22 protein-coding genes and 2 pseudogenes are annotated in these 25,907 nt (G+C 67.6%); 10 read left to right on the top strand and 14 right to left on the bottom strand.

The features are described from left to right. The first annotated feature begins 26 nt into the window (after nt 1-26). From ABT123_RS32795 to ABT123_RS32805, 3 genes are all read left to right on the top strand, one after another. Nucleotides 27-857 carry an IS5 family transposase gene (locus tag ABT123_RS32795; RefSeq protein WP_351321398.1) on the top strand — a complete coding sequence of 277 codons (831 nt, stop codon included), beginning with the start codon at nt 27-29 and terminating at the stop codon, nt 855-857. Then, on the top strand, nt 854-1,285 hold the full coding sequence (locus ABT123_RS32800; protein WP_351321400.1) for a hypothetical protein: 432 nt from the start codon (nt 854-856) through the stop codon (nt 1,283-1,285). The genes ABT123_RS32795 and ABT123_RS32800 overlap by 4 nt, the downstream gene beginning before the upstream one ends. Before the next feature lie 565 nt (nt 1,286-1,850). After that, the gene (locus ABT123_RS32805; protein ID WP_351321402.1) at nt 1,851-4,001 is read left to right on the top strand and encodes an MMPL family transporter; all 2,151 of its coding nucleotides are present in this window, start codon (nt 1,851-1,853) and stop codon (nt 3,999-4,001) included. Nucleotides 4,002-4,202: 201 nt separating this feature from the next. Here ABT123_RS32805 and ABT123_RS32810 read toward each other — a convergent pair whose 3' ends face one another. Both ABT123_RS32810 and ABT123_RS32815 read right to left on the bottom strand, forming a co-directional pair. Beyond that, nucleotides 4,203-5,654, bottom strand: a complete 1,452-nt coding sequence (locus ABT123_RS32810; RefSeq protein WP_351321404.1) for a HAMP domain-containing sensor histidine kinase — start codon at nt 5,652-5,654, stop codon at nt 4,203-4,205. After that, nucleotides 5,651-6,343 carry a response regulator transcription factor gene (locus tag ABT123_RS32815; RefSeq protein ID WP_351321406.1) on the bottom strand — a complete coding sequence of 231 codons (693 nt, stop codon included), beginning with the start codon at nt 6,341-6,343 and terminating at the stop codon, nt 5,651-5,653. Before ABT123_RS32815 ends, ABT123_RS32810 begins: the two co-directional genes overlap by 4 nt. A gap of 128 nt (nt 6,344-6,471) precedes the next feature. Between ABT123_RS32815 and ABT123_RS32820 the strand changes: the two genes are divergently transcribed. Next, the gene (locus ABT123_RS32820) at nt 6,472-6,891 is read left to right on the top strand and encodes a hypothetical protein (protein WP_351321408.1); all 420 of its coding nucleotides are present in this window, start codon (nt 6,472-6,474) and stop codon (nt 6,889-6,891) included. Further along, complete coding sequence (locus tag ABT123_RS32825) at nt 6,888-7,310, top strand: hypothetical protein (protein ID WP_351321409.1); 423 nt, start codon at nt 6,888-6,890, stop codon at nt 7,308-7,310. The genes ABT123_RS32820 and ABT123_RS32825 overlap by 4 nt, the downstream gene beginning before the upstream one ends. A gap of 57 nt (nt 7,311-7,367) precedes the next feature. On the opposite strand, the pseudogene ABT123_RS32830 reads toward ABT123_RS32825, so the two are convergent. Beyond that, nucleotides 7,368-7,644 (bottom strand): annotated as a pseudogene (locus ABT123_RS32830) (type II toxin-antitoxin system PemK/MazF family toxin). 166 nt (nt 7,645-7,810) lie between these two features. Between ABT123_RS32830 and ABT123_RS32835 the strand changes: the two are divergent. After that, a complete protein-coding gene (locus tag ABT123_RS32835) occupies nt 7,811-9,049 on the top strand; it encodes an IS701 family transposase (protein WP_351321455.1) in 1,239 nt (412 codons plus the stop codon). Nucleotides 9,050-9,402: 353 nt separating this feature from the next. Further along, nucleotides 9,403-10,254, top strand: coding sequence for a hypothetical protein (locus tag ABT123_RS32840; protein WP_351321411.1), 852 nt, complete (start codon nt 9,403-9,405; stop codon nt 10,252-10,254). A gap of 230 nt (nt 10,255-10,484) precedes the next feature. On the opposite strand, the gene ABT123_RS32845 is transcribed toward ABT123_RS32840, so the two are convergent. Next, nucleotides 10,485-10,955, bottom strand: coding sequence for a GNAT family N-acetyltransferase (locus ABT123_RS32845; RefSeq protein WP_351321413.1), 471 nt, complete (start codon nt 10,953-10,955; stop codon nt 10,485-10,487). A gap of 417 nt (nt 10,956-11,372) precedes the next feature. On the opposite strand from ABT123_RS32845, the gene ABT123_RS32850 reads away from it, so the two are divergent. Continuing rightward, a complete protein-coding gene (locus ABT123_RS32850) occupies nt 11,373-11,981 on the top strand; it encodes a recombinase family protein (RefSeq protein WP_351321415.1) in 609 nt (202 codons plus the stop codon). 204 nt (nt 11,982-12,185) lie between these two features. Here the strand turns inward: ABT123_RS32850 and ABT123_RS32855 are convergent, their stop codons facing one another. Together ABT123_RS32855 and ABT123_RS32860 are read right to left on the bottom strand one after the other, a co-directional pair. Then, entirely contained in the window at nt 12,186-13,079 is an 894-nt protein-coding gene (locus ABT123_RS32855; protein WP_351321417.1) for an AraC family transcriptional regulator, read from the bottom strand. Between the two features lie 126 nt (nt 13,080-13,205). Continuing rightward, on the bottom strand, nt 13,206-13,751 hold the full coding sequence (locus ABT123_RS32860; RefSeq protein WP_351321419.1) for a YbhB/YbcL family Raf kinase inhibitor-like protein: 546 nt from the start codon (nt 13,749-13,751) through the stop codon (nt 13,206-13,208). 722 nt (nt 13,752-14,473) lie between these two features. Between ABT123_RS32860 and ABT123_RS32865 the strand changes: the two genes are divergently transcribed. Next, nucleotides 14,474-15,427 carry a transposase gene (locus ABT123_RS32865; RefSeq protein WP_351321421.1) on the top strand — a complete coding sequence of 318 codons (954 nt, stop codon included), beginning with the start codon at nt 14,474-14,476 and terminating at the stop codon, nt 15,425-15,427. Nucleotides 15,428-15,810: 383 nt separating this feature from the next. Next, entirely contained in the window at nt 15,811-16,683 is an 873-nt protein-coding gene (locus ABT123_RS32870) for a hypothetical protein (protein ID WP_351321423.1), read from the top strand. A gap of 1,102 nt (nt 16,684-17,785) precedes the next feature. On the opposite strand, the gene ABT123_RS32875 is transcribed toward ABT123_RS32870, so the two are convergent. From ABT123_RS32875 to ABT123_RS32910, 8 genes and pseudogenes are all read right to left on the bottom strand, one after another. Then, nucleotides 17,786-18,436, bottom strand: coding sequence for an ATP-binding cassette domain-containing protein (locus tag ABT123_RS32875; protein ID WP_351321425.1), 651 nt, complete (start codon nt 18,434-18,436; stop codon nt 17,786-17,788). Between the two features lie 43 nt (nt 18,437-18,479). Continuing rightward, a complete protein-coding gene (locus ABT123_RS32880; protein ID WP_351321427.1) occupies nt 18,480-20,561 on the bottom strand; it encodes a bacteriocin-associated integral membrane family protein in 2,082 nt (693 codons plus the stop codon). Nucleotides 20,562-20,733: 172 nt separating this feature from the next. Next, the gene (locus ABT123_RS32885; RefSeq protein WP_351321429.1) at nt 20,734-21,075 is read right to left on the bottom strand and encodes a lactococcin 972 family bacteriocin; all 342 of its coding nucleotides are present in this window, start codon (nt 21,073-21,075) and stop codon (nt 20,734-20,736) included. Nucleotides 21,076-21,707: 632 nt separating this feature from the next. Continuing rightward, complete coding sequence (locus ABT123_RS32890) at nt 21,708-21,992, bottom strand: hypothetical protein (RefSeq protein WP_351321431.1); 285 nt, start codon at nt 21,990-21,992, stop codon at nt 21,708-21,710. A 553-nt stretch (nt 21,993-22,545) separates the two neighbouring features. Beyond that, nucleotides 22,546-22,866, bottom strand: a complete 321-nt coding sequence (locus tag ABT123_RS32895) for a hypothetical protein (RefSeq protein WP_351321433.1) — start codon at nt 22,864-22,866, stop codon at nt 22,546-22,548. 452 nt (nt 22,867-23,318) lie between these two features. Then, nucleotides 23,319-23,454: pseudogene (locus ABT123_RS32900) on the bottom strand (IS701 family transposase); the annotation flags it as partial. A 51-nt stretch (nt 23,455-23,505) separates the two neighbouring features. Next, the gene (locus ABT123_RS32905; protein WP_351321435.1) at nt 23,506-24,639 is read right to left on the bottom strand and encodes an RICIN domain-containing protein; all 1,134 of its coding nucleotides are present in this window, start codon (nt 24,637-24,639) and stop codon (nt 23,506-23,508) included. A gap of 722 nt (nt 24,640-25,361) precedes the next feature. After that, on the bottom strand, nt 25,362-25,775 hold the full coding sequence (locus ABT123_RS32910) for a hypothetical protein (protein ID WP_351321437.1): 414 nt from the start codon (nt 25,773-25,775) through the stop codon (nt 25,362-25,364). Nucleotides 25,776-25,907: the final 132 nt, after the last annotated feature.

Here is a 25,907-nt window from a genome sequence, read left to right on the forward strand (position 1 = left end):
GGATCTGTCCGTGTTGCAGTCGCAGGGTGAGCGAACGCAGGCCCTACAAGAGCGACTTGTCCGACGAACGCTGGGCACTGATCGAGCCGGTGACCACTGGATGGAAGGCCAAGCACCCCTCCGTCAGCGGCCATCAGGGCAGATACGAGATGCGGGAGATCGTCAACGCGCTCCTGTACCAGTCCCGTACCGGCTGCCAGTGGGATTTCCTGCCGCACGACCTGCCACCGCCCGGCGCGGTGAAGTACCACTTCTATAAGTGGCGCGACGATGGCACTGACGAGGTCATCCACGACCTGCTGCGCTGGCAGGTGCGTGAGGGCCGGGGACGGTTAGCCGACCCGAGCCTGGTGGTGCTCGACACGCAGAGTCTCCATGCCGCCGCCGGAGTGCCCGCGGCCACGACCGGGCGGGACGCCTCGAAGAAGGTGCCAGGCCGCAAGCGCGGGTTGGCCGTTGACGTGCTGGGCCTGGTGGTCGCTGTGGTGGTGCTGGCCGCCTCCGTACACGACAACGCCTTCGGCACCGCGCTGCTGGACAAGGTCGCCGCCGGGACCTCCACGGTGACGAAGGCCCTGGTGGATCAGGGATTCAAGAAGACCGTGGTTGACCACGGCGCCGGCCTGGGCATCGCGGTGGAGATTGTCGAGCGCAACCCGGCCGACCGTGGCTTCGTTCCGCAACCGATCCGCTGGAGAGTCGAGCAGACCGACGGGATCTTGATGCTCCACCGCAGGCTGGTCCGCGACTACGAACACCGCCCGGCCTCGGCCGAGTCACGGGTGTACTGGGCGCTAAGCGACGTGATGGCCCGTCGGCTGACGGGCACCTCCGCCCTGGCCTGGCGCGGCGCGTGAGCGGCCACCCGCAGCAGACCCTCGGCGCCCTGCTGGCCCGCCTGGAGGTCCGCGAGCGGCAGATCGCCATGGAAGCGGAGGCTGCTCACGAGCAGATCGCACTGCTGGACGGACTCGCCCAGGCCGCCGAACACATCGCGATCACCCGCAAAACGCTCCTGGAACTGACGGACGAGGTACCCCTGGCGCCGGCTGCGGCCCTGCCGGACGGCCCCGCCTACCAGCAGGTCATGGCCGTGTTCGCCGAAGCCGACGCCCCCTTGCGTGCTCGCAACGTGTGCGAAGCGATAGACCTGAACGTCGCACCGAACAACATCAACAACGTCCGCATCAAACTGAAGCGTTTGACCAGGCGCAGAATCCTGGCCCAAACCGAGCCGGGACTGTTCACCAGGCCACGACCGCAATCGCCCGGAATTCAGCCCTGACCAGCGCGCCTACTCGAGGTCCATGGCCGAGTCGGCCGATGCCTCACGACCCATCGCCTCGGACGGCGCGGTCTTGATGCTGCCCGGAGCCCAGCCGAGGACTTCCTCGAAACTTCGCGCAACGATCGGGGTGGGCAGGTCTCCCCGGTCGCGTTCGAAGGTCCTGATGGTCGCCTCACTCAGCCAGGTGCGGCGCGCGAGTTCACGCTCCGAGATGCCTTCGGCCTCATGGAATCGATGAGGGCTTTTGCCAGCCGTGTCGATTCCTCTCCACTCATGACCGCAGTATGTCGCAGAGCCTGGGCTGGGATAGCCCTCTGGCCCGGCCCCATGCCAGGGGCACCCGGCCGCGGCAACACGCCCGCCAGGCCGTATCCCAGTCGATTTGTTCGTCCTCGCCGCGCAACCGGCGCTCGTTGACAGCCCTGACCTGCACGCTAATCCCATAGCAGAGTCAGATATCAGGCAAAAACTCGCATACAGCCCTCTAATAGTCGTCTCAGGTTCGCTCGGTAGGAAGTAGGCGTCCAGATAAGCGATGCAACCCGTATGTAGGAGGCTAGTGATGGCAGTCAACGCAGCGCCGTCCGGGGAAGCGCCGGCCGGTCGGTTGGCAGGCCGGTGGGTGCCATGGTTGGTGATTGGCTTGTGGCTGGTGCTGGCGGCGGGCATGGTGCCGCTGAGCGGAAAGTTGAGCTCGGTCACCACCGACAGCGCCGTAGACACCCTGCCGGCCAGTGCCGAGTCCACCAAGGTGGCGGTGCTGGACGACAGTCTCCCCGGCGGTGACAACAACACGTTCGTCTTCGTGTACCACCGCGCCAGCGGCATGACCGACGCCGACCGCGCGACGGTCGAGCGCCACTACAACACCCTTGCCAAGCGGTACCCGCCGAAGGCGACGGCGGCGGCCGGCGAGGACGACGAGGGCTCACCGACGAGCCCCTCCACCGACCGCAAGGCGATGATGTTCACCCTCGAGGTGAGCACGACCTACGGCGCACCAGAGGACATCGTCGGCCCGTTGCGTGACGCCGCGAAGGACCGCCCCTCCGGCCTGGAACTCGACGTGACCGGCCCGGCCGCGATCGACGGCGACATGGATGCCGTCTTCGACGGCATCGACGTGCAGGTCCTCCTCACCACCATCGTCGTCGTCACGCTCCTGCTCATCCTCACCTACCGCAGCCCGGTGTTGTGGATCATCCCGCTGGTGGCCGTCGGCGCGGCCGCACTGACCGCGATGGGGACCGTCTACCTGCTCGTCAAGGGCTTCGGCATCGTGGTCAACGACCAGAACTCGGCGCTGCTGACGATCCTGGTGTTCGGCGTCGGCACGGACTACGCGCTGTTGCTCATCGCTCGATATCGGGAGGCACTGCACCACCATGAGAACGTCCGGGTCGCGATGGTCCACGCGCTACGCGGCGCGGCGCCAGCCATTGTCGCGTCCGCGGCCACCGTGGTCGCCGGCCTGCTCTGCCTGCTCGTCGCGGACCTGAACAGCACCAGCGGGTTGGGCCCGATCGGTGCGGCTGGCATCCTGTGCGCGCTGGTGGCCATGCTGACGCTGTTCCCGGCGGTGCTCGTGGTGCTCGGCAGGCGGATCTTCTGGCCGGCCATCCCGCGGTTCAGCACGGCCGTGGAGGAGAAGCCGGGGCTGTGGGGACGGCTCGGCACCGCCATCAGCCGCCGCCGGTGGGTGGCGACGCTCGGCTCGCTCGGAGTCCTCGGCGTGCTCGCCCTCGGGCTGGCGGGCAACACCGGCACCCTGCGGGAGCAGGACCAGTTCCTGTCCGCGCCGGAGTCGGTCACCGGCTTCACCGTTCTCCGCCAGCACTTTCCGGAGCTCGGCGGCCAGCCGATGACGATCTTCACGCGGCCGGCGCACCAGGAGCGGGTGCTCGACATCGTCAGGGACACTCGCGGTGTGGCCCTGGCCATCCCGGAGCAGACCAGCGGTGGCTGGGCCAACATCTCCGTGTTCCCGAAGGACGCGCCGGACACCGTCGCAGAGTACGACACGATCAAGCGGGTGCGCACCGCCGTGCACGCGGTGAGCGGGGCGGAGGCGATCGTCGGCGGGCCGAGTGCGGAGAACCTCGACACCGAGGTGACCACCAAGCGCGACGAGAAGCTGGTGATCCCGCTGGTGCTCGCCGTCGTCCTGATCGTCCTCGGGCTGCTGCTGCGCGCGATCGTGGCCCCGCTGGTCTTGATGGCCACCGTGATCGTCTCATTCGCCGCAGCCTACGGCGGCAGCGTGTTCGTCTTCGACACGATCCTCGGGTTCAAGGGTGTCGACCATTCGGTGCCGCTGCTGGCATTCCTGTTCCTGGTGGCGCTCGGCGTCGACTACAACATCTTCCTGGCCAGCCGGGCCCGGGAGGAGACCGTGCGTCTCGGCACCAAAGAGGGCATGCTCAAAGCCCTCTCAGCCACCGGTGGCGTCATCACCTCGGCAGGCCTGGTCCTGGCGGCCACGTTCGCGGTCCTCGTCACACTTCCGCTGGTGATGCTGATCGAGGTCGGGTTCCTGGTGGCCTTCGGCGTGCTGCTCGACGCCCTGCTGGTGCGGTCGGTCCTGGTGCCCGCCCTCACCTTGCTGATCGGCCGGCGGATGTGGTGGCCGAGCCGGCTGTCCCTTCCAGCGGCGGAGCTGCCGGACGGTCAACAGCCGCTCGCCGACGACGAGGAGCCCGCGCTGCAGCGGTGAGCGCGGCGGCACGGACGAGTTCCGGGACGGGCCCCAGGCCCGTCCCGGATTTTCATGGGCCCGCGACCGCCGCCCTTTGGACCTGCGCCACGCGCCGGGGCCGGGGTCGGCGCATCGCGGTGTCCTGCCCCGACGGTGAGCCGTGCAGGGCCATGCCCGAGGGCCGCCGTCCCTTGTCCTGCGCTGCGCCGCCGGGGCGGGTCAGCGCACCGCGGTGTCCTCCCCGGCAGTGAGCCGCGCGATCGGGGCGGGCGGGGCCGCGGCCGGAAGGTCGACCCGAAGCAGCGCGCCACCGCGTGCGGAGCGGGCGACGGTGGCCCGGCCGCCGTGGGCGTCGACGACCCGCTGCACGATCGACAGCCCCAGACCGGATCCCGGCAACGCCCGGGCGCTGTCGGCACGGTAGAACCGGTCGAACACCCGCGGTACGTCGGCGGCGTCGATGCCCGGCCCGGCGTCGTCGACCTCGAGCACCGCCGACGCACCCTCGGCACGGAGCCGGACCTGGACCGGCTGGTCCGCGGGGGACCACTTGCCGGCGTTGTCGATGAGGTTGAGCACCGCCCGCTCGAGCGCAGCGGGACGCCCGCTCACCCACACGGAGGTCACGTCGAGCGTGACCTCGATGTCGGGCACGCGGGAACGCGCCCGGGTCACGGCGGCCACCACCACGTCGGCGAGGTCGAGCACCTCGGTGCTCTCGTCGCTGGTGTCACCGCGCGCCAGGTCGGTCAGCTCGGCGACAAGGGTGCTCAACTCGGCCACCTGGGCGCCGAGATCGTTGAGCAGCCGGGTCCGGCTCTCCGCCGGCAGTGCGCTGTCCAGGGTGCCGCGCCGATCGAGCCGGATCAGCAGCTCGACGTTGAGGCGCAGGCTGGTGAGCGGGGTCTTGAGCTCGTGGGCGGCGTCCTCTGCGAGCAGCCGCTGGGCCTGCCGGGAGTTCCGGAGCGCGGCGAGCATGTCGTTGATCGACTGGATCAGCCGCCGGATCTCCCCACCGCCCTCATCCGGGATGTCGGCGTCGAAATCCTGGGTGTGCGCGACACGTACCGCAGCGGCGGTCAGCCGGTCGATCGGTGCCAGCCCTGTCCGCGCCACGGTCCGCCCGACAAGGGCGCCGCCGACCACGCAGAGCAGCCCGATCAGCAGCATGCCCAACCCGAACCGGTTGATCGGGCTGTCGTCGACGACGCGGGCCACCTGGACCGCGCCGTCGCCCGCCCGCAGCGTGTAGACGATGTAGCCGTCGTCGTCGCTATCGTTCGACTCCATCAGGTCGGCCGACACGCCCTGCGCCACGCGCCCGGCGTGCTCGCTGACCGGGGGCAGCGCGGGTTGGCCGGCCGGCGTCCGGATCGAGCCGTCGGGCAGGATGACTCGCACCAGCCGACCGGATCCGGGATACGGCGGTAGCTGGACCTGCGCCAGACCGGCGCGCTCCGCGTTCGTCGCCAGGACGCGGGAGTCGGCGCGTAGCTGATTCTCGGCGGTGTCCTGCAGCTCCCAGTCCAGTAGCTCGCTGGCCACCTGGAAGGCCGCGAACACGCTGACCGCGATGGCCGTCGCCGCGATCACCGTCAGCCTGGTCCGCAGGGACCGCCGGCGCCACCATCGGGTCAGCCGGCGCGGTTCCCGGCCGGCGGGCCTGCTCACGGAGGAGTCTCCCGCAACGTGTATCCCAGGCCGCGCAGCGTGTAGATCAATCGCGGCTCACCCTCGGCCTCCATCTTGCGGCGCAGGTAGCTCACGTATACCTGGAGGTTGTTGGCGGTGGAGCTCATGCCGAAGCCCCAGATCGCCTCGAAAAGCGCGTCGCGGGTCAAGACCCGGGTCGCGTTGCGCATGAGGACCTGCAGGAGGGAGAACTCGGTCCGGGTCAGGCGCAGCGGCCGCCCGCCCCGCCACGCCTCGAACCTGTCGGGATCGAGCCGGACGTCGGCGAACGACAGGATCTGCGACTCCCCGTCGGTCGGCGTGCGCCGGCGCAGCAGGGCCCGCACCCGGGCCAGCAACTCCTCGGTGGCGAACGGCTTGGGCAGGTAGTCGTCGGCGCCCGCGTCCAGCCCCGCGACCCGGTCGGAGACCTGGTCACGGGCGGTCAGCATCAGCACCGGCAGATCCCGACCCGCGGCCCGCAACCGCCGGCAGGTCTCCAACCCGCCGAGGCGGGGCATCATCACGTCGAGGAGCAGCAGATCCAGCGTGTCACCGCCGGCCCCACCGACCCCGTCGAGCACGGCGAGACCGTTGGCGACGGTGCTGGTGTCGTAACCCTCGACCTGGAGCACCCGCTCCAGCGACTCACGGATGGCCACGTCATCATCCGCGATCATGATCCGCACGCCGGCCCGCCCCCTTCCAGTCGATGTTTTTACCGCGCATTGTCCCCGATCAACCTGAGACCAGAATTAGAGCGTCGCTGGGGACCGCGCTCTTACGGATGCCTAAGAAATGGAACCTACCTCGGCTCATGAGCAGGGGAGGACCAGATGACCAGCACCGCACCCGGCAACCAGACAGTAGATCCTCCGCGCCGGCGCACGAGAACACCGTCCGGATCGCGCTGTTGGACAAGGTCGCCGCCGACACCGACGCCGTGGAGAAGGCCCTGGTCGACCAGAGCTTCAAGAACGCCGTCGTCGCGCACGGGGAGAAGGTGGGCATCGGGGTGGAGGTCGTGGAGCGCAATCCCGCGCAGACCGGGCTCGTTCCCCAGGCCAAGCGGTGGGTCGTGGAACGCGCCTATGGGATCTTGATGCTGCACCGCAGGCTGGTGCGCGACTACGAGCATCTGCCCCGCAGTTCGCAGTCGCGGGTGGACTGGGCGATGACCGCGGTGATACTGCGTCGGCTGACCGGGGCGACCACACCGGTCTGGCGCACCGCATGACCGGCGGGAAGCTGACGCTCGGCGCGGTGCCGGCGCGGCTGGAGGAGCGGGAACGCGAGATCACCGCACAGGCCGAGACGATGCGGGAACAGGTCGCGCAGCTGACCGCACAGCTCGACGAACTCGGCCGGGCCGCCGAGAAAGTCTGGATCACCTGCAAGACACTGCTGGGGCTACCCGACCCCGGGCCGCCCGCGCTGCCAGCACCGAAGCTGCCGGATCATCCGGCCTACCAGCAGATCATGGCGGTGTTCAGCGCGGCCGACCACCCGCTGCGGGCCCGGCAGGTGTGCGAGGCCATGGACCTGGCAGTCGCGCCCAACAACATCAACAACGTCCGCCTCAAGCTCAAGCGGCTGGCCGACCGCGGGATCCTGACCGAGACCGAGTCAGGCTTGTTCACTCAGCCTCGGCCATAGCCGACCGACGTCGCCACGACCTGCCCGCTCGTCCCGCACGAAACGCAGAATTGGGCATCAGGTCTCATACCGCCCTCTCAGGTCGTCCCGGGACACAGTGGTCAGCCACGTGCACGGGGTGAAGCCTGGACGCGGGAACGCGAGCCGCAGCACGCCTTCGAACGGCAGTCCCTTCACCGGCGCCGACCGTCACTTCGATGCCCAGACCGCTGATGTCGACGCCCGCCGGAGCGACGACCTGCATCACCCGGATCCCAGACGTGTCGTCTCCCGACAGCAGTACGACCAACCTCCGCTCGTCGAACTGGACCCACCAGACTTCGCCACGTTGCACAAGTCCTCCAGACACATGACGGCAGGCAGACGCTGCGCGACCCTGACGCGCTGTGGAGACGGGTGCGGCCACCGTTGATCATCGGTGTGTGAAGACTGAAGATCATGCGGTGGCCGCAGGTCACAGCGTAGACCCTGCCCGCTGGCAGGAGGCGTTCGAGGGCCTGATGGCCCGGATCGCGGGCCGGTTCGCACGGGTCGAACCCCGACGTCGGGTCGGGCGGTTGGTGCTCGGGCTGCTGTCGGACCTGCCGCGCAAAAACTGCTGGACCATCGCAGAGTGGGCCGGAGAGAGCACCCCGGACGGCATGCAGCACCTGCTCGGGCGAGCCAAGTGGGACGCCGACCAGGTCCGCGACGACGTGCGGGCCTACATGGTGGAGCATCTGCGGGACGACCAGGCGGTTCTGGTGGTCGACGAGACCGGCGACGTGAAGAAGGGCACCGACACCGTCGGTGTCCAGCGCCAGTACACCGGCACCGCGGGCAGGATCGAGAACGCGCAGGTCGCCGTTTATCTCGTCTACGCCGGCCGCCGCGGACACGCCGCGGTAGACCGGGAACTGTACGTTCCGCGTTCCTGGACCTCGGACCCCGACCGCTGCCGGGCCGCCGGACTCGGTGACAAGACCGAATTCGCGACCAAACCGCAGCTTGCCGCCCGCATGGTCACCCGATTCCTGGACGCCGGCCACCGGGCCGCCTGGCTCGCGGGAGACGAGGTCTACGGCGGCAACCCGACGCTACGCGCCGCGCTGGAAGAACGCGGCACCGGCTACGTCCTCGCGGTGGCCTGCTCGCACGAAGTCACCACAGGCGCCGGGAAGTTCCGCGCGGACACGCTGGCCAGGAAGGTGCCCAAGAGGGCCTGGCAGAAGCTGTCCGCAGGGAGCGGAGCCAAGGGCCACCGCTTCTACGACTGGGCCGTCATCGGCCTCACTGACCCCCGGCCCGGGAGCCGGCAGTTGCTGATCCGCCGCAACCGCAGCACCGGCGAACTCGCGTACTACCGCTGCTACTCGCCGGCCGCCGCAGTGCCGCTAACCACCCTGGTGCGCGTCGCTGGATCAAGGTGGCGGGTCGAGGAGTTTTTCCAGTCCAGCAAGGGCCTGGCGGCCTTGGACGAGCACCAGGTCCGCCGCTACCCGTCCTGGTCCCGCTGGGTCACCCTGGCCATGCTCGCGCACGCCTTCCTCGCCGTCGTCCGCGCGAACGAACACGACCGCGATCCCGCACCAGACGCCCTCATACCGCTCACCTGCAACGAGAACCAACGGCTGTTCATCACGCTCGTCATCCGGCCCGCCTTTGACCCGGTCCACCGGCTCGGCCGGTCCGACTGGCGACGCCGCCACCAGACCCGATCCCAGACTAGCCACTACCGGCGGCAAGCCGCTCGAACGTGAAGATCACGATTTACGGCTGGAGTACAAGGGCCCGACCACGGGTGAGATTCAGGCTCATCTGGTGGAGATCCATGACGTGGACTTCTCGGCTGAAATGAGTGGGGCCGGTGGCGGGGGCACAGGGGTGGCCGGGGACGACGCCCCCGTTCGGGTAGCACTGTCCACTCGTCGGCGTGTCGGCGCTGACATCGGGTACAGCGGCTGGGGGATCCTTTCCCCACGGGCCACAGGGGGTGGCAAAGTGTGGCAGCAGATGGGGTCGATCGAGGCAGTGGCGGCCCCGCTTCGACAGGTGGTGCGATGTCATGGGGCCATCGGCGCCGTCCTGGGTCAGGTCACCTTCGTGTTCTACGTTGCTGGTGGTGCCCCCGGCGGTGGGCGGATACTGGCTCTTTCAGTCCGACTCCGCACGCTTCGAGGGGTCGGACGAATACCTCGCCTGGAGTGTCTGGGCCGGGGTCGCGATGGCGATCTGGCTCGCCATCGGGGTACGCCTGTCGGGGACGGTGCGGCAGCTTCGTACCTCGTTCGAACCACATACACCTGCCGCCCCGATGTGGGTCCTGTGCGTCGTCTACGCGCTGTTCGCCACGTTGATCGCCATCCCCTTCCATCAGGCCAAGCTCCCCGCGGCAGTGGCCTTCGATAGCTTCCAAGCGCGTGTCTGGGTGGTCGTCGTTATCGGGCTCATGTCCGCTGCGCCAGCCGTCTTCGCCATCTGGCTTGTCGCCGAGCGACTCCGCCAACTACGACAGCTACTCCAAACAGCCAACGGACTCGGCTCGCCAGGCCACCGGATCGATGAACTGCGCAGGCTCTGGCAACACTCGCTGACGGCGCTGGCCGCACTCAGCGTCGCCCTGTCCGTAGGGGTGTTCACGATCGAAGGACTGCGTGCCCTGGCCAGTACCGAGGCGTTTCCGCCATGGAAGATGCTGCTCCTTGGTCTGTTTCTCACTATCGCCTTCGCCTCGGTATACGTGCCCATGCTCCTTTCCTGGCGTGGCTGCTCGCGTCAACTGGTGAACGCCGTCTACATGACGCCGGCGACAGGCAAACCGGGGGAGAGCTGGACCCAAGGACGAGCGCGGCTGATGCGGCTCCTCGGTCTTGAGGTCGGACTCGTGAAACGACTGTCTGACGCTCTTATCGTCCTCGCCCCGCTCGCAGCCAGTCTCCTCCCTCTGCTCCCCGGAAGCAGCTGAGTGAGCCCCGGCCCCCGACCCCCCGTGACCGGGTCCTCCCCCTCCAGTCCACGCGGGCACGCGCCGCCACAGCCGGCGGGCAGGCTGAGGCGTACGGGAAGTTCGTAGAGGCGCATGTCCCGTCTCATTTGATCTTGCCTTTGGACGGCCCTGTAACCAGGGGTGATGCAAGGAAGGGTGAAACGATCTTCGGCTGCAGCGTCTGTGCTCAGCGGAGCGAAGTGCTCGACTCAGTCCATCGTGTTTTCAAGCAGCTCGGCCGACGGCTGGAACCCGGCCCGCTGGTAGAGCGGGACACTGCGCTCGGACGGCCAGACGATGAGGGAGTCCATGCCCCGCTGCTGAGCGTGCAGTTTCAGGGCTTTGAGCAGGGCAGCTCCGAACCCACGGTTGCGCTGGGAAGGGGCGACATAGAAGTTCGTCACATAGCCGGTGGGGGTGTTGTCCTCGTAGGGCTCGGGCACTCTCTCGATCAGGTGGAGGAAGACATGACCGCAGATCTCTCCTCCGCTTTCGACGACCCAGGCCAGCCAGCGTCCGCTGTCGAGTCGTTCCCGGATCCACTGCTCGGCCTGTTTCACGGACCGAGCCGGAGCGGCAGGGTCTCCTGCATGGTCCTCTCGCTTGAATGCCCAGCGCAGTCGGCCCAGGACGGGGGCATCGGCGGCGAGGGCTTGGCGCACGCGGACGTCTGTGGTCATCCGGGCAGTCTTGCGTACTCCGGACTTGTCCAACTCCCAATTTTCCAGCGCCTGGGCGTGCACAGTAGGTCACTGATCTCGGCTGTCTCACGGTGCTTTGTCCACGAGGGGCGAATCGGGCAAGGTCTCGTGAGGCAGAGGCGAGATTGGATGAGACGGGACAGCGCAGACGAGACCTGAGCTGGAGCGGTTCTTCCGCTGGTGCTCATCTATCAACCGATTGATGAGCAAGATCGGTAAGCACCGGTTCGCGGCCGGAGCAGCGCCGGATCATGCCCATCGAACGGTGTCTAAAACTCGGTATGCTGAAGAACTGCCGCACGACCCTTTTCTGTACGATCTGGGGTGCAACAGCCTACGGATGACGACGCCGCCGATCTCCTCGCCCCCGTTCCGGCTGTACGGGCTGGCGATCTTGTGGGATACGCACGTGTGTCCACCAAGGGGCAGCTGCTCGACCGGCAGATCCACGCGCTCACCGACGCCGGGTGCAGCCGGATCTTCTCGGACAAGAAGTCGGGCAAGAACGCCGAGCGCGAAGAACTCTGGAAGGCCCTCGACTACCTGCGGCCCGGCGACACCCTCGTCGTCCCGTCGCTCGACCGGCTCGGCCGCTCCATCCAAGACCTCATCGCCATCGTGTCCGGCCTGCGCAAGCGCGGCGTCGGCTTCACCTCGCTGCACGAGCTACTCGACACCACCACGCCCGGCGGGCGCCTGGTCTTCCACGTCTTCGCCGCCCTCGCGGAGTTCATCCGCGAACTCATCGTGCAGGGCACCAACGAGGGCCTGGACGCCGCCCGCGCCCGCCTCGGCCGCCCGCCGGCCATGACGCCGGAGCAAGTACGTCACGCCCGCGACCTGCTCACCCGCCCCGAGAACACCGTCACCTCGATCGCGAAGCTCCTCGGCGTCTCCCGCAACACCATCTACAACTACGTGCCCGAGCTGAAGGGCGGCCGCCAGGCGCTCGCCGAGGCAACCACCACGGCCGAGCTGCCGCGACCGGCCAAGCCCAATGACTGATCACCGCCGTTTGCGGCTGGTGACACGGTTCTTACCGGCACCCCAACTCCGGGGCACGTCCATGCTGCCGGCCGGGCCGGGAAGTGGGTGTGTTTCAGGCGCCAGCACACCGCCACCGGCTCCTGATCCCCGGCACAGGGAGGCAGGCCCTGACGCTTCACCGGCCGGTCTCGTGTCCGGCAGGCGTCACCGGCGCCCCCGCGGTCAGGCCGTCGCAACCGCAGCGTGATGGGTACGGGCCCGCATGCGTGCCGCGTCTGCGCGCGGCGGCGCGCCGAACTGCCGTTTGTACTCACGGCTGAATTGCGAGGGGCTGTCGTATCCCACGCTGGAGGCGACTCCGGTCACGTCGTTCGGGCGACGGGCCAGCAGCAGCCGTGCCGCCTGCAGGCGGATCTGCTTCTGGAACTGGATCGGGCTCATCGCCGTGACCGACTGGAAGTTCCGGTGGAACGCGGAGACGCTCATGCCGAAGGACCGGGCCAGGTCTTCGACGCGGAAGGCCTCGGCGTAGTTGTCGCGGATCCAGCCCACGGCTCGGGTGATGTGGGTCAAGCCACTGTCCGCCAGGCCGAGCTGCCGGACGGCTTCGCCCTGCTCCCCCGTCATCAGCAGCCACAGGATCTCGCGCTTGGCCAAGGGGACCAGCACCCGGCGGTCGCGCGGCCGATCCAGCAGGCGCAGCAGCCGCACGATCGCGTCGATCAACTCTGCCGGTGCGTCGCTGACCGTGATCCCGGGCCGGACCGACCGGGTCGAAGGCGGCAGATCGCCCGGCCCCGCCTGCAACATCAGCTCCGCGATGACGGCCGGCTCCAGCGTCATGCCGAAACCGAGTTCGGGTCCCTGGGCGATGCGTCCGACCACCGGCAGGTCGGCCGAGGCGACCAGGTACTGGCCGACGCCGTACTCGTACACCCTGTCTCCGAGCGCGAGCCGTTTGGCCCCCTGGGCGATGACCGCGAGCATTACGCCGGACATCGCGTACTCCGGCTCGGCGCCCGGTTCGGCTCGGCAGATCCGGACGCCGTCGATGGCCGTGCTCAGATCGGGCCGCGCATGGCGGCCCAGCAGGTCGCGGAGCTCGTCGAGGGACATGCCCCCATCTCACCACGCGGCCGGCGCGATCCCCCGCCTGGAGCAGGATCGTGCAAGGACGCGCGGAGATCGGGCGAGTTCCCGCGCGCCGGGTCGGAGGGAAAGGCGGGGCGGGCCGCCGGGCGGCTACGCCCCGGTCCCCTGCTCCTCGTAGTGGGCGATCAGCCGGCCGCGGGCGATGGCGTGGAACCGCAGGTGGAATCCCACCAGGGCCGGCGTCGCGTCCGCGTCCGGGCCCAGGTTCTCCCGGTCGACGGCGTACACCGTGAACACGTACCGGTGCGGGCCGTCTCCTTCCGGAGGCGCTGCCCCGCCGAAGTCCCTGCTGCCGTAGTCGTTACGCACCTGCACGGCACCGGCAGGCAATCCTTCGAAGCCTCCGGTTCCGGCCCCCGCCGGCAGCTCGGCGACATCCGCCGGGATATCGAAGACCGTCCAGTGCCAGAACCCGCTGCCGGTCGGTGCGTCCGGGTCATAGCACGTGACCGCGTAGCTGCCGGTACCATCCGGCCCGGCCGACCAGCCGATCTGCGGCGAGGAGTTGCCCTTCGCGTACACATGGGCATCCTGGAGGGTCCCACCGGCGGTCAGGTCCGTGCTGCTCACCGACAACTCGGGCACCGGCGGGTGGAAGTCGTGCGGCAGCGGACGCCGTAGCACCTGATCACTCAACTTCTTCGTCCTTCTTCGTGTCAATAAAGGGGTGTTGCCCCGGAGACCCGGGGCACGTCCCCATCGGAGCACGAATCCGGCGGGAGGTGCATGCCGCCGGGAGGATCATGCAAGAACGCGCGACCTTTACCCGGCACGAAGCGCGGGTGCCACGTCAAGGGCACGACGCCGAGAGCCGGCAGCAGCGGCCCACGGGCGTTGGCCACAGGACACAAGGCGCTCAACCCCCCTCACCGTCAACGTCACCGCGAGCGGCGTCCGGCCCCTCGTACCGGCCGCTGTGTCTGGCGCATGCCAAGGCAGATCATGCGGGAGCCGCACGGGCGGTCCTCGGGTACCCGTGCACCGATGTCGAGTCGCTCGGGCAGATCGACACACCCACGGTGGACACGATGTTCCGCGACAGCTACGCGGCATGGACCCCTGATTTCATCGGGTCATCTGGGCTCAGGCACAAATTCCGAGAAAACGATCAACGGGTTTCGTCTCGGTGACGTAGCGTCATCTGAGACCGTGGTGCGGTGTGATGACCTCGTCGGTGACCTGTTTCCGCACCTCAGCGCGCTACTCGTGGAGCGTGTGCTCTTCGAGTGCGGGATGATTCGCCTGGTCGCGTGAACCCAGGAGATCGGGGTGGCCTGCCCCGGTTGCGCGGTAGTGTCCAGTCGAGTCCACAGCACGTACGGAAGACGCCTTGCCGACACACCGGTCGGCGATCGCCAGTGCTGATCGAGCTGACCGTGCGGCGTCTGTACTGCGAGAACTTCCATTGTCCACGGCGTACGTTCGCCGAGCAGGTCACGGAACTGACCGTGCGCTACGGCCGTCGCACGCCAGCTGCCCGGCGGGTCCTGGAGGCCGTCGGAGTCGCACTGGCCGGCCGAGCCGGAAGCCGTTTCGGCGCCGTCCTGCATGCAGGGGTGAGCCGGACGACACTCCTACGGGCGGTCATGGCCCTGCCCGACCCTGTCTGGACCGTCCCTAAGGTACTGGGAGTCGACGACTTTGCCACCCGTCGTGGACAGCATTACGGCACCGTCCTGATCGACTGCGAGACCGGACAGCTTCTCGACCTGCTGCCCGGCCGCGACGCCGCGACCCTTGCCGGCTGGCTGCATGAGCATCCTGGCTCCGAGATCGTCTGCCGTGACCGGGCCGGGTCCTACGCCGACGGCGCCCGGACCGGTGCTCCGGATGCGGTCCAGGTGGCCGACCGGTTCCACCTCTGGCAGAATCTCGGCACCGCCGTCGAAGCCAGCGTGCGTCTCCACAACACCTGCCTCAAGACGGCTGTCACCAGCCCTGATGGCCGGACCGCGGTGGAGCAGGCCGGCGGCGACCCGGCAGCCTGGTACCTCACCGATCAGCGCATCACAGCAGAGCACTGGGGCAGCGTGATCCGCATCGACACAAACGAAACGCTCCACAGCACGGACCTCGCCGACCAACCGGTCTCGTCCTGGGCGACGATGCCCATCCCCACCCGGATCGCCGAAGCCATCCGCCGCCTCGACCGGCTCAGGCCGTCCGACCCATTCCGCGCCTACCGGATCGATCAGCAGATCGCGACTCTGAAAGCCATCGTCGACCAGGACGAAACACAACAACGCCAACGAGCAGCATGGCGGACGCTGAGGGCCGAACTCGCGGCCTTCCCGAAACCACCGACTCAGTAAGGCCGAAGGAACCACCGATCGCCCCAGAACAGCCGACTTGGTGTACCCACCGCAAGAGGGCGAACCACATGTCAGGCCGAGATCTGCCGACCTCTGCCGGTCGGAATACCCATGGGCGCCAAGCCGAGGACTTGATCAACGTAGAGAGGGGCGTCCTTGGAGCGTCCTCGCTCCGTCCTTGCGGGATCCGTACGCCGGGACGGACCGGGGCGCCGGGAGGCGGGCGGACCGGGAAACGGGGAGACTGAGGGAGAGCGTGACGCCTGACCGCTGCGGCCCGGACGGTCCGCGGCGGACGGTCCCGCGCAGGGGCCGGGCCATCGACCTACGTCCGCGCGCGCCCCCGGGGGTGGGTGCCACGGCCCTGTCCAGGAGTCCCCATCGTGACTTTGACCCCACAGCGATCCGAACGCCCTCGGCGCACGGCCCGACGGGCCGCGCTCCTGCTCGCCGCCGCGGCGCTGCCGGCGACCCTGGTGGTGCCCGCGGCGCCCGCCGCAGCGGCGCCCGTGACCAAGACCTTCACCGCCGGCGCCAACCAGCGGTTCGTCGTCCCAGCCGGCGTCACCCGACTGGCCGTCACCGCCACAGGCGAGCCGGGACGGTCCGCCATCGAGGGCGGAGCGGGCGGGACCGGCGCCACCGTCACCGGCACCCTCACCGTGGTGCCCGGCACCACCTACTACGTCAACGTCGACACGGGCGGCGGAGCCGTCACCGGTCAGCGCCCTGGCGGCAGCGGCGGCGGTGCCAGTGACGTCCGCACCTGCAGCTCGGCGCGCGCGAGCTGTGCCCTGACCGGCGTTCCCGGCACCGACCCTCGCCTCATCGTCGCCGCCGGCGGCGGGGGCGGCGGAGGCGGCTCCAGCTTCACCGGATTCCCCGTCCGCGAGGCCACCGGCGGAGACGCGGGCGACACCGGGAAGCCCGGCGGCGAGCGACCGGACAGCGGCGGCGGGGGTGGCGGCGGAACCCAGACCCTCGGCGGCAAGGGCGGAGCCGCCTGCCCCGAGGGCTTCAGGGCCGGCACCGACGGCACGCCCGGTACCGGCGGCACGGGCGGTGGCGGATTCGGCGGGGGCGGTGGTGGCGGCGGCTGGCACGGCGGCGGAGGCGGCGGCGGCTGCTTCCTGGTCGTCGCCGACGGCACCGCCGGGCCCGGCGGCGGCGGTGGCGGGTCGAACCTCGTCCCGGCGGGCGGCACTTCCGGCCCCGCCATCGGATCGGCACAGGTGTCCATCACTTACGGTGCCTGAACCGTCGCCCGTGGGGTGCAGAGTACCGGTTTCGTAGCAGCACCCGACAAGGCCAAACGCCACCCCGTGTCAGTACAGCAAGGCCGGGCACCGCCTTCGTGTCAGCGAACGCAAGGCCCCTGAGCACCGTGCTAGCGGGAATCTGACCCGCTGTCCCCCGCACCGCCAGTGCCACGAACGCGGCCCCCGGCTCGGCACCTTCATGCCCTCGCGCAGACATGGAGCAGCAGGGCATCGGTGCCGGACCGCCCGCCCGATCACCTCCGCCGAGGCCCTCCCCCGCGCCAACTGATACTCCTCGACAGCAATGGCGAACTCCTCGGGAATCTCCCGCCGGTCCACCACACCCGCCACCGCAACCTGCGGGAAGGAACCACCGAACATCTGCAGCCGCGACCACCCCAACGACCGGCCGGCCTTCCGCAGCGCCGAACAGATCAGATCTACCCAGCCCAACTCCTCCGCCTCGTCAACCCCGAGCCGGAGTTCGTACAACCCGCCGAAGCCACCCCCACCCGGCGGACACGAACGACGCAACAACGGCACCAACACGGCGACAAGACGCCCACAGGGGGCGACAAACACCCCACACACCAAACGACAACAGCTTTCACCGGCAAAACGACACCCCAGTACCGCCGCACCCCAACCCAGCACCAGTGAAAACCAATGACGCACACCCAGTGCACATCACGCGACGCCCATCAACCAGCGAGAGCCGTCTGTCGTCGTCATGGTCCGATCGTAGGCACGCGAGGCCGGCCCCGCACGGGCATCCACCCACACCACCACCGGCGCCGGCCGGCAACGGCCGGCCCCGAGCCGGGACGGATCAGGACGCCCCGGGTACGGGCACGCGCGGCGAGCAGGCCCGGGTGACATCATCGAGCGTCGCGCCAGAGCTCTCCCGCGCGGTCAGAACGGCGTAGACCGCGAGCGTCACCGCCGCCGCCTCGCCCTCGGACCGGCTCAGACGGTCAAGGAGATCAGCACCCCGGTGCACCACCGCAAAGGCACCTTCCAGGCCGTGCGCGAGGAAAGTGCCCCCGGCCGGCAGGCATGAGGATCCCTGGGATTTTGTTCCCGCGCCGGCCAGGGGCACTCAAGCGACGACAGAATCTGCATTGACGGCGAAGACGGCGTCGCAACGGTCGCGGACGCGGTCATCATGGGTGGCAATGACAACGGCGCATCCGGCATCGCTCATCTCACGGAGGATGTCTATGACTGCTGTGGCATTGGCGTGGTCGAGGGCGCCGGTTGGCTCGTCGGCGAGCACTAGAGCCGGTTGTTTGACCATGAGTCGGGCGAGCGCCACACGCTGCTGCTCTCCGCCGCTGAGGTGGTGGATTTTCTCTTCCTCCCGCCCAGCCAGGCCGACGCGGTCGAGGGCTTCGGCGATCGTCACGTTGGTCCTGCCCCGCAAGATCCGCTGCGGTTTGACAGCGACCTCCAGATTGGCGGCGACGGTGGCGTTCTCGATGAGGGCGTAGTTCTGGAATAGGTAGCCGAGAACGTCGCGGCGGAACCGTCGGGTCTCGCGTCGCCCGAACCGGGTTATGTCGTTTCCTTCATGGCGGATCTCCCCCGCACTCGGCTTGTCGAGAAGGCCGATGCAGTTAAGCAGGGTGGACTTCCCCGATCCGCTGGGGCCAACAAGGGCGAGCATCTCGCCGCGGTTGACGGTGGTGGTGACATCGGACCACAAGGTCCGGGTGCCGAATTTCTTCGACAGCTTGACAATATCGATCACAACTGCGCTCCTGCTATGTGGAAGGAATTCCTCTGTGCGGGTCTCACGTATCAATCGCCCCCTCGTTGACGATGCGTCGGTGAAATACGCCAAGAGCGATGAGAACAGCGCAGAATTCAATGGCGACAAGGCCGGCAATAGCACCGAGGTCCAGTCCGGTGATCTGGACGGGAGGGAAGGGGGCAGGGATGCCCTGGGAGGTGAGCTCCTTGAGATCCTGGTTCTGCTGCCACGCCTGAATCGGCACCCACCAGGCAAGGGAAGCTGCCAGAAGCCCCTCCACTGCGAGGATGAAGCGGTGGGTTGCAGTAAATCGCCAACCGCTGATGTGCTGCGCGAACACGGCCTGGGCATGCTTGCGTGAGTGGATTATGCAGACGCCGACCCCGGTGATGAGGAGCACGGCCACGGCTGCAATGAGATTGAAGATCATCAGTCGGAAGTCATTGACTGCTTCTCTCAGCTTCAGTGCAGCGTTCTGCCCCACTGGATTGACTGCTGCCACATATTTTTGCAGTTCGTTTATATTGGCGGCAAAAGGGTTCAGAACGTCGTCGGGCTCAGGGAATATGATTCCGTCCTGAGTCGCGAACGTTGTGTAAGCATCGTCGGTGACGATATTCGAACCGTTTGGAACCACGATAAGGACCGGGTCGCGCACCAAAGACCGGTCATCGTCCGGGCTGTAGGCGGCATTTGGGCTTCGATCGCCGGAGTTATAGGCGAAGATTCGCTGACCGCTCTTCGCTTGGAGTATCTCCACCTTCAGATTCCGGCGGAGATCCGGATCCAGTCTGCCGAATACATCAGGGATCGTCGCCCTGATGTCCGATGCGTGACGGGCAAGGGATTCGGGGATGACCAGCCGCACCGAACGGGTGTCTGCGGTCCCCCCGTTGCGCGGCACTGGGGAGTACCGCTGTCCCCTCGGGTCGAGGACCGGCTGTTGCGCGAGGAAGGTTTCGTTGACGATGAGGATCTCGCCCCGTGGCAGGCGCGCGTTCGAGGAGACATTCTGGAGGTCCTCGCGGCCGGCAACAATGATCTCCCCTGCTGCGTCGGCTTGGCGCAGCCACCGACCCACCTGCGTGATCACCGGCTTTGAGTCTCCGCCCCAGCTGCCGTTGAGGCGGATGGTGACGGCCTCGCCCGCCTTGGCGTAGGTGTCCTGGTTGTCCTGGCGCACCATCACGTGCTGGCCTGCCAGAGTGACCTCCATGGCGAAGCCAAGTGCAAGCAGCACCGCGGGGATGCGCACCAGGTACGTAGAGACAAATGCCGCCCGGGCAGGCAGCTCACCCTTGAGGGCTCGCCGTACCTCAACCTTGAAGGTGAGAGCGAGCGCGGCAGCGTGGGCGGCCAGCGCCAACAGGGCGAGCAGGCCCGCGAGGCATACGGCCACCAAAGCGAACAGACCGAACCAAGCAAGGCCGTTGTAGAGGCCAAGGAAGACCAGTACCGCAGCCGCCACAATGCCGGCTGCCAGCGACCAGAACACCGCCAGCTGCTTGAGATCACGAGCAAGGAGGTCCATGAAGGACTTGCCCTGCAGGCGTAGTACCCCGTAGGCCTTCGCGCTCAGCAGCACGCTTGCGCCGGTCATCGTCACCGCGGCGAGAGCGACCACCCAGAAAGACCAGAGCAGGTCGTCGCTTGAGAAGAGAAGCGCCAGCTCGCTGTATGCGAGGGGGTGCTGAACACTTGCGCCCAGGCCGAGCTCGGCGAGCTCAGCCACCAGCAAATCTGCGGTCTTGGGCGATCCAAAGACGTAGTAGAAGCCCCGTGGGTCACGCTGTCCAATATCGACGATCGGGTGCACGGCCGTGGCGACATTCCTACTGAACGCCGGGTAGCCGTCGTTCAGCCATGACGCTGCATCGGAGTCCGGATCACCCGAGGCCAAATAAAGGTGCCGAAGGCCGTCGGGGTTCTTCACATCGGGCAACTCGCGAGCCACCGCGACCTCATGGTCATCCGAGAATTTGGCGATCGCGCGCGCAATCTGAGCGCCGCTCACTGAATCCTCGGATTGAGAAACCCAGATCTGAGCCGAACTGCCCAGCACCAACTCCTCGTCCAGCCCTCGCACGAACAGAAAGGACATCATCGCCGAGAAGACCAGCATGGCGGCATGGACGAACTTGATACCTCGGTGGAGCATCGGCTACCTAGGATCGGGCACTCTGGAGCGCGCAGGTCAATAACAATTAACTGAAAAGATCTGGCTGCGGGGCGAAACGGATACCCCGCAGCCAGGGGCGGCGACTCAGAGTTTCAGAGCCGCACACACATGGTGTTTAGCAAGCGGGGTCGTAGTACGCCTTGCTGGTCCCCCAGGCCTTCTTCGCAGAGGCCTTAGCCCACACCTTTTCCTTCTGGCAGCCGCTCTTGGCCCAGTACTCCCCTTCAACGGAAGAGGAGTGGTAGTTGTCCTTGTGGTAGTAGTTCGAGTAGACATAGTTGGCTCCGATGCCATGGCTCCACTTGCCACCACCAGCGTCTTCCGCAGCCAGCGCAGGAGCGGCAGCGGCAGCGATTATCGCGCCGGCCGCAGCAACAGCCTTAAGCCCATTTTTCATGTTCATAATTAACTCGCTTTCATTTTGCAGTCTGACTTGCATTTTGATCTTAGGGCGCACCACAGGTATGACCCATTCATGTCTAGGCAACCTGAATCATGCGGCTACTGATCGGTATTTGGCAGAGCGCTTCCGCCTCGCCCGGTCTACGTGCCGGGCGTGTGACAGATGAGCCAGCTTCTTGCCGTATCACCCCGGCGTAAAATCGGGGGGTCCTTTCGGGATTCGCCCTGAGTGCTCTTCCCCGAAGACGTTGGCCGATCATCTATATGATGTGCGGCAGTTCGGCCACTGCAGCTCTGCGGCTAGCGTGACCTGCAAGGTAGCCAGCTCAGGCGGCGATCCATGGAACACGACAGACGTGAGGCGCCGCACCCTCCGGACACAAGGCCTTGATCACTGCCTTACGGATTGCCCGCCATGTCCTCAAAGAGCACGCCAAATAGACGCACAGCTCAACCGGTTCCCGCGCACCGCTGCTCTGGCCAGGATGTTCCCAGGCCCACTGTTCCGCCAAAAATTCGTACGCGTCGGCGGTCGTGAGCTCACTTCCAAAGACCGTGTGCGCGACGGTCTCCCTGACGATACGCGCATTGCGGGAACCCACGACCTCCTCGACAAGCCGCCTGGCACATGCCAGCCCCTGCTCGTCTGCGTACAGGCCGAAGTTCAAGGTGCGCGTCCTCATGGCATCAGCCCCTCGTGATCTTCTTCTTGGTGCAGTGCTTCGCCCGGTAGCCCTGGGGCATCTGGTCGTTGGCGTGCTTGATCGCTGCCTTCCATGCGTCCGGCTGCGTCTTGGCCCAGCCGTGCCCGTTGAAAAACCCATGGCCGGAGCTGTCCGAGATGCGCCACTTGGTGCACTGTACGGTCGCGTTCCATCCGTTCGCCGCATGCGCGGGTGCGGCGACGCCCAGGGTGAGCACGGCCGCTACGGCAGTGGTGACGAGGGGGGTGACGGCAAGGAACTTGCGCATGACTGTTTCTTCTCCAAGGGGTCGACGTGCCGTACGGCAGGGGGCAGGTTGTCGATGCTGTGGCCCACACTCGCCCTACTGCTGCCAGGCACATCCACCTCGGCCGCACAAGCAAGACGGAATCCGAGCGTTGGTCCCCTACCCCCTGAGCGCCACCCGTCGTCGGAGGTCAACCGACCGGGTGGGCATGCGACACAACCTACGAAACGAAAACGATCTTTAGCCAGCGATTATTGACGTGACCACAATCATGGCCAGCGCAATGAACCTTGAGCCCGCCTGGCTGCCGGTTCGTTCACTAAGTGGTGGTACGTCACCTTTGCGGGGAACCTTGCAGCCACGCGACCGTCTGCTGTGGCTGACCGCTGTCACGGACGAGTCCCACTCCTCGGGGCCGGCTCCTCGCCACTCGACGAAGCCGGTGTCGGTGAGGTCGTTGTCTTCGGCGTTCTCCAGCCCAGCCGCGGCGAGGAATCGCGGATATCGGCCGGGCGGCCCGGCCGCATCCGAACGGGTGACGACCATGCCCCGGATCAGCCGGCTTCGGCAGGCATCAGCCTCCGCGACGTCGCCGCTGCGGCTGGAGACGGCGATCAAGGCGCGCTGGGACAGGCCGTAGTCGAATGCGGACCACGACAGCCGGGCCGGTGTCTCGCGTGCGAGACACCTCGGTGCCGGCGGCGACAGCGCCCTGGATCGCGGCCGGGGCGCGGGCGACATCCAGGAGCCGGTACGCCTGGGCGCGGCTGATACCGAACTCGGCATCGCAGAGCGACGCCCAGTCGTTGTGGCCGAGCGGCACCCAGACCCGGGCGGCGAGCACCGCCGCGGAGCGCCGGACGTCGTCCATCGCCTCGCGCAGACCTGCCGTCACCTCCCGGGTCTGCGCCGCAGTGAGCGGCGGCCTCGCCGTTCGGCTACACGCTGGTGCTGGTCGCGGGTGCCCACCCCTCCATCGTCCTCCGAGCCGGCGGGCCTTTGCCAGGGCGTACGGAAACACGGGTGGCAGCTCCACCTCACAGCATCGGGCACATCCAGGATTCTGCGAGGCCGTGGTCGGCTACCTCCGCGAAGCAGGCACCGCCCATGACCGTTGTCGATCGGGAAGGCGACGTTGAGTCGGCCGGGGGGCCAGGTCTGCAGTGAGCGCTTCGGGTTCGGCGTTTCGCTGCTGCTGGTGCTCTCGGTCTGGCTGCTCACGGCTGCTTCGCTGTGGTCTCCGGGACACCGGGCGCCCGCACATCCCGGCGGTACTCGTGCGGGAGGTCTACGCCGTGGCCCGCTTCGCACCCGCCGAGCACGAGTTCGCCGTCACCACCGCTACGTACGCCGCCCGTCCAGCATCAGCCCGCGCAGACAGCAGTCGCCTTTCGCCCGCTGATCCTTGCACGGCACCGACTCGAACACGTCAGCTGCGAATCGCCAACTTCGCCTGGGCACGGTTCACTTCATCTGCATCCACGCCGCCAACATGCCCCCAAGCAGGACCATGAGACAGACCTGACGGAGTTCTCTAGTTGGTCGTGATGTCTGGGATGCCAGTCGGGGCGGGCACGGAATCGAAGGTAAAGACCTGACCGGTCTCCGCCGTGCTGCACGGCAGCTGGACGACGGGGGCGCCGGGAGTGCCGATGCCGCCGGGGATCGTTACGCAGGCACCGGTATGAACGGGCGTGATCCGGTATGTCTGGTCGCCGGACCGGGCCGGGCGGATACGGAACCGCTCGGCGGTGCCGCGCCGGCCACAGTAGTCGTTCATGAGCCGGGCGCCGTTGGAGCGCAGGCCGGAGTCGACGCCGAGGCATCCATGGCCCATGACGGGGTGTAAGGAGCGGATCATGTACTGGTCGCTGCCGAACGGCTCCAGAAGGTAGATCGGCACGCTGTTCGAGCAGTCGAACTGACCAACGCGACCCCCGCTGTCTTGGGTGACAGACTCGGACAGGCACAGGTCAGAGCCGGTTACGCGGATGCGATACGTGCCAGGCTGGACCAAACCGGGCTTCGTGGCCAGCCGGGCGGCAGAGGAGTCCGCAGCTCCCGGGCGACTGGGACCGTCATCGCCGCTGCCGGACTGGAAGGCGTAGCCGCCAATGGCGACAGCGCAGACGGCAAGTACCGCCGCCCCGAGTGACCAGGGGCGGCGACGCAGCCGCAGGATGCCACCCGTGGTACCGCCGTCGGCGGGTGCCATCGCTGGACCGGTGGTCTCGACGGTCCGGAAAGCACCGGCCGCACCCGCCAGCTCCTGCACCCCAGGGCCGCCATCGGCCTCCACGGCTTCAGATGAACCGCCTGCCTGGATTCCAGCACCAGGCCCAGCGGCCCCATCCAACGTCCCCGGCCCCTGCCTCTCATGCGCCCCCGACGCAATGCGGTCCCGTGCCGCCAACCACGCATCAACCGGGCCGTCGTATCCGCAGGCCACCAGAAACGCGCGCAGCACCTCCGGCCGAGGCAACAGGTCATGGCGTAGTACCGTCGCCAGGGTGCTGCGCGGGAGCATCTCTCCCAAGTCCGCCGCGCGCCGCTCCAGGTCGCGGTACGTCAGACCCGAGACGTCACGTAACTGCCGCATGAACGCCACTAGTTCAGCGGTCTGCGTAGCCTGGTCGGGGTCCGGATGGGGAAGCTCGGGATGGCTCATGATCTGAGCATTCCGGTGCGGTGCAGATCAAGACCAGCCGGAATCCGGACGTCGCCCGCGCGCTATGGCTCACTCCCGATACCCCCAGGCCTGAAAAGGGAATGAGCCGCAACCGGCGGAACGCGTCCGGACCGCCCGGTGTCGGCAGCACCCAGACGTCCTCAACGGTGTTGGGCGGTCTCATTCGGGGCCTCCGGGGCGGGTGGCAGGTTGAGCAAGCCTCGGACAGCTCTCTGGGAGAGTTCGACGTCGTAGGGAGCGTGGTCGGCGAGCTGGATCCCGACTGCTTCGACGACGCCGAGACAAGCCGACGCCGTCTCGGCGGGCGGCGGCTCCGGCGGGATGGCCCCGCTGCTGCGACCAGCGATCAGGTCGGCGCAGTCGGCTTCGAGCCGCGCGCCCGTACAGCGCGCCGCATGAGCGGCGTACCCAGCGCCGGGCACCCGCAGCGACCGCGGGCAGCCCATCGTGCACTGCCAAGACTGCGGCTGAGCCCAAGTCGTGGCGGGATACCTGCGGACGTGTGGCCGGTGTTCAACCACAACTGCTTGGCGATCTTCCGTTCGGACTCGGCAGACGGCGGCCTGGACTCCGCGGTGACCGCGAACGCCCGCCGACCGGTCATGAGGCCCTTTCACTGATCAGTTTCGGCTCAGCCGGACCGGCGAGGGGCCGCCCGGTCTGCGTCCGGACAGCCCCTCAGCAGGAACCGCGTCAGCCTTCTAGGCGTTGTTGTTGATCCACGGTGCGGCGCTGATGTCGCTGGGAGTGCAGGAGGTGTTCAGAAGGTCGCGACGGCAGGTCTGGAAGCGAACCCTGCTGCCCTGGCCTTCGTAGTAGTTGGTGCTGGAGGACTCGTAGTAGTCCTTGTTGCACGCACCCCAGTTGGGGGCACCCAGGTTGTTGTTGCACCAGCCGTGTCGGTACGGCTGCCAGACGCCGTTCGCGCCCCTGAGCCAGTTCTCCCAGTAGATGAAGGTCTGGTTCCCTTCCGCGAGGGAGTCCTGGATGGTCCACTTGTCGCCGTACCTGGTGAAGCAGCCTTTGGCGGTCCTGTCGTACGAGAGCGATTTGGGGTTCCAGACGAAGACTTCCGAGCAGGACTCACCCGCCGTTTCATAGGAGAGCGTGGACATCTGATCTTCGAACGGTTTCTCGAAGTCCACAGCAAGGGCCTGGCCCTGCCCCGCTATGAGAACGGTGAAGATGACTGCAGTCGCTGCTACTACCGAACGGATGCGCATCTGTCTCCTCGGAGATCACGCGGA

The organism is Streptomyces sp. NPDC002054, from assembly GCF_040296685.1.
Classification (GTDB): domain Bacteria; phylum Actinomycetota; class Actinomycetes; order Streptomycetales; family Streptomycetaceae; genus Streptomyces.

Coding starts and splice junctions, on each gene's coding strand:
- ABT123_RS32805 (WP_351321402.1), top strand. CDS start 1,851: ATGGCAGTCAACGCAGCGCCGTCCGGGGAAGCGCCGGCCGGTCGGTTG.
- ABT123_RS32820 (WP_351321408.1), top strand. CDS start 6,472: ATGAGCAGGGGAGGACCAGATGACCAGCACCGCACCCGGCAACCAGAC.
- ABT123_RS32825 (WP_351321409.1), top strand. CDS start 6,888: ATGACCGGCGGGAAGCTGACGCTCGGCGCGGTGCCGGCGCGGCTGGAG.
- ABT123_RS32835 (WP_351321455.1), top strand. CDS start 7,811: ATGGCCCGGATCGCGGGCCGGTTCGCACGGGTCGAACCCCGACGTCGG.
- ABT123_RS32845 (WP_351321413.1), bottom strand. CDS start 10,955: ATGACCACAGACGTCCGCGTGCGCCAAGCCCTCGCCGCCGATGCCCCC.
- ABT123_RS32855 (WP_351321417.1), bottom strand. CDS start 13,079: ATGTCCCTCGACGAGCTCCGCGACCTGCTGGGCCGCCATGCGCGGCCC.
- ABT123_RS32880 (WP_351321427.1), bottom strand. CDS start 20,561: ATGCTGGTCTTCTCGGCGATGATGTCCTTTCTGTTCGTGCGAGGGCTG.
- ABT123_RS32890 (WP_351321431.1), bottom strand. CDS start 21,992: ATGCGCAAGTTCCTTGCCGTCACCCCCCTCGTCACCACTGCCGTAGCG.
- ABT123_RS32905 (WP_351321435.1), bottom strand. CDS start 24,639: ATGAGCCATCCCGAGCTTCCCCATCCGGACCCCGACCAGGCTACGCAG.
- ABT123_RS32910 (WP_351321437.1), bottom strand. CDS start 25,775: ATGTCCACGCTCTCCTATGAAACGGCGGGTGAGTCCTGCTCGGAAGTC.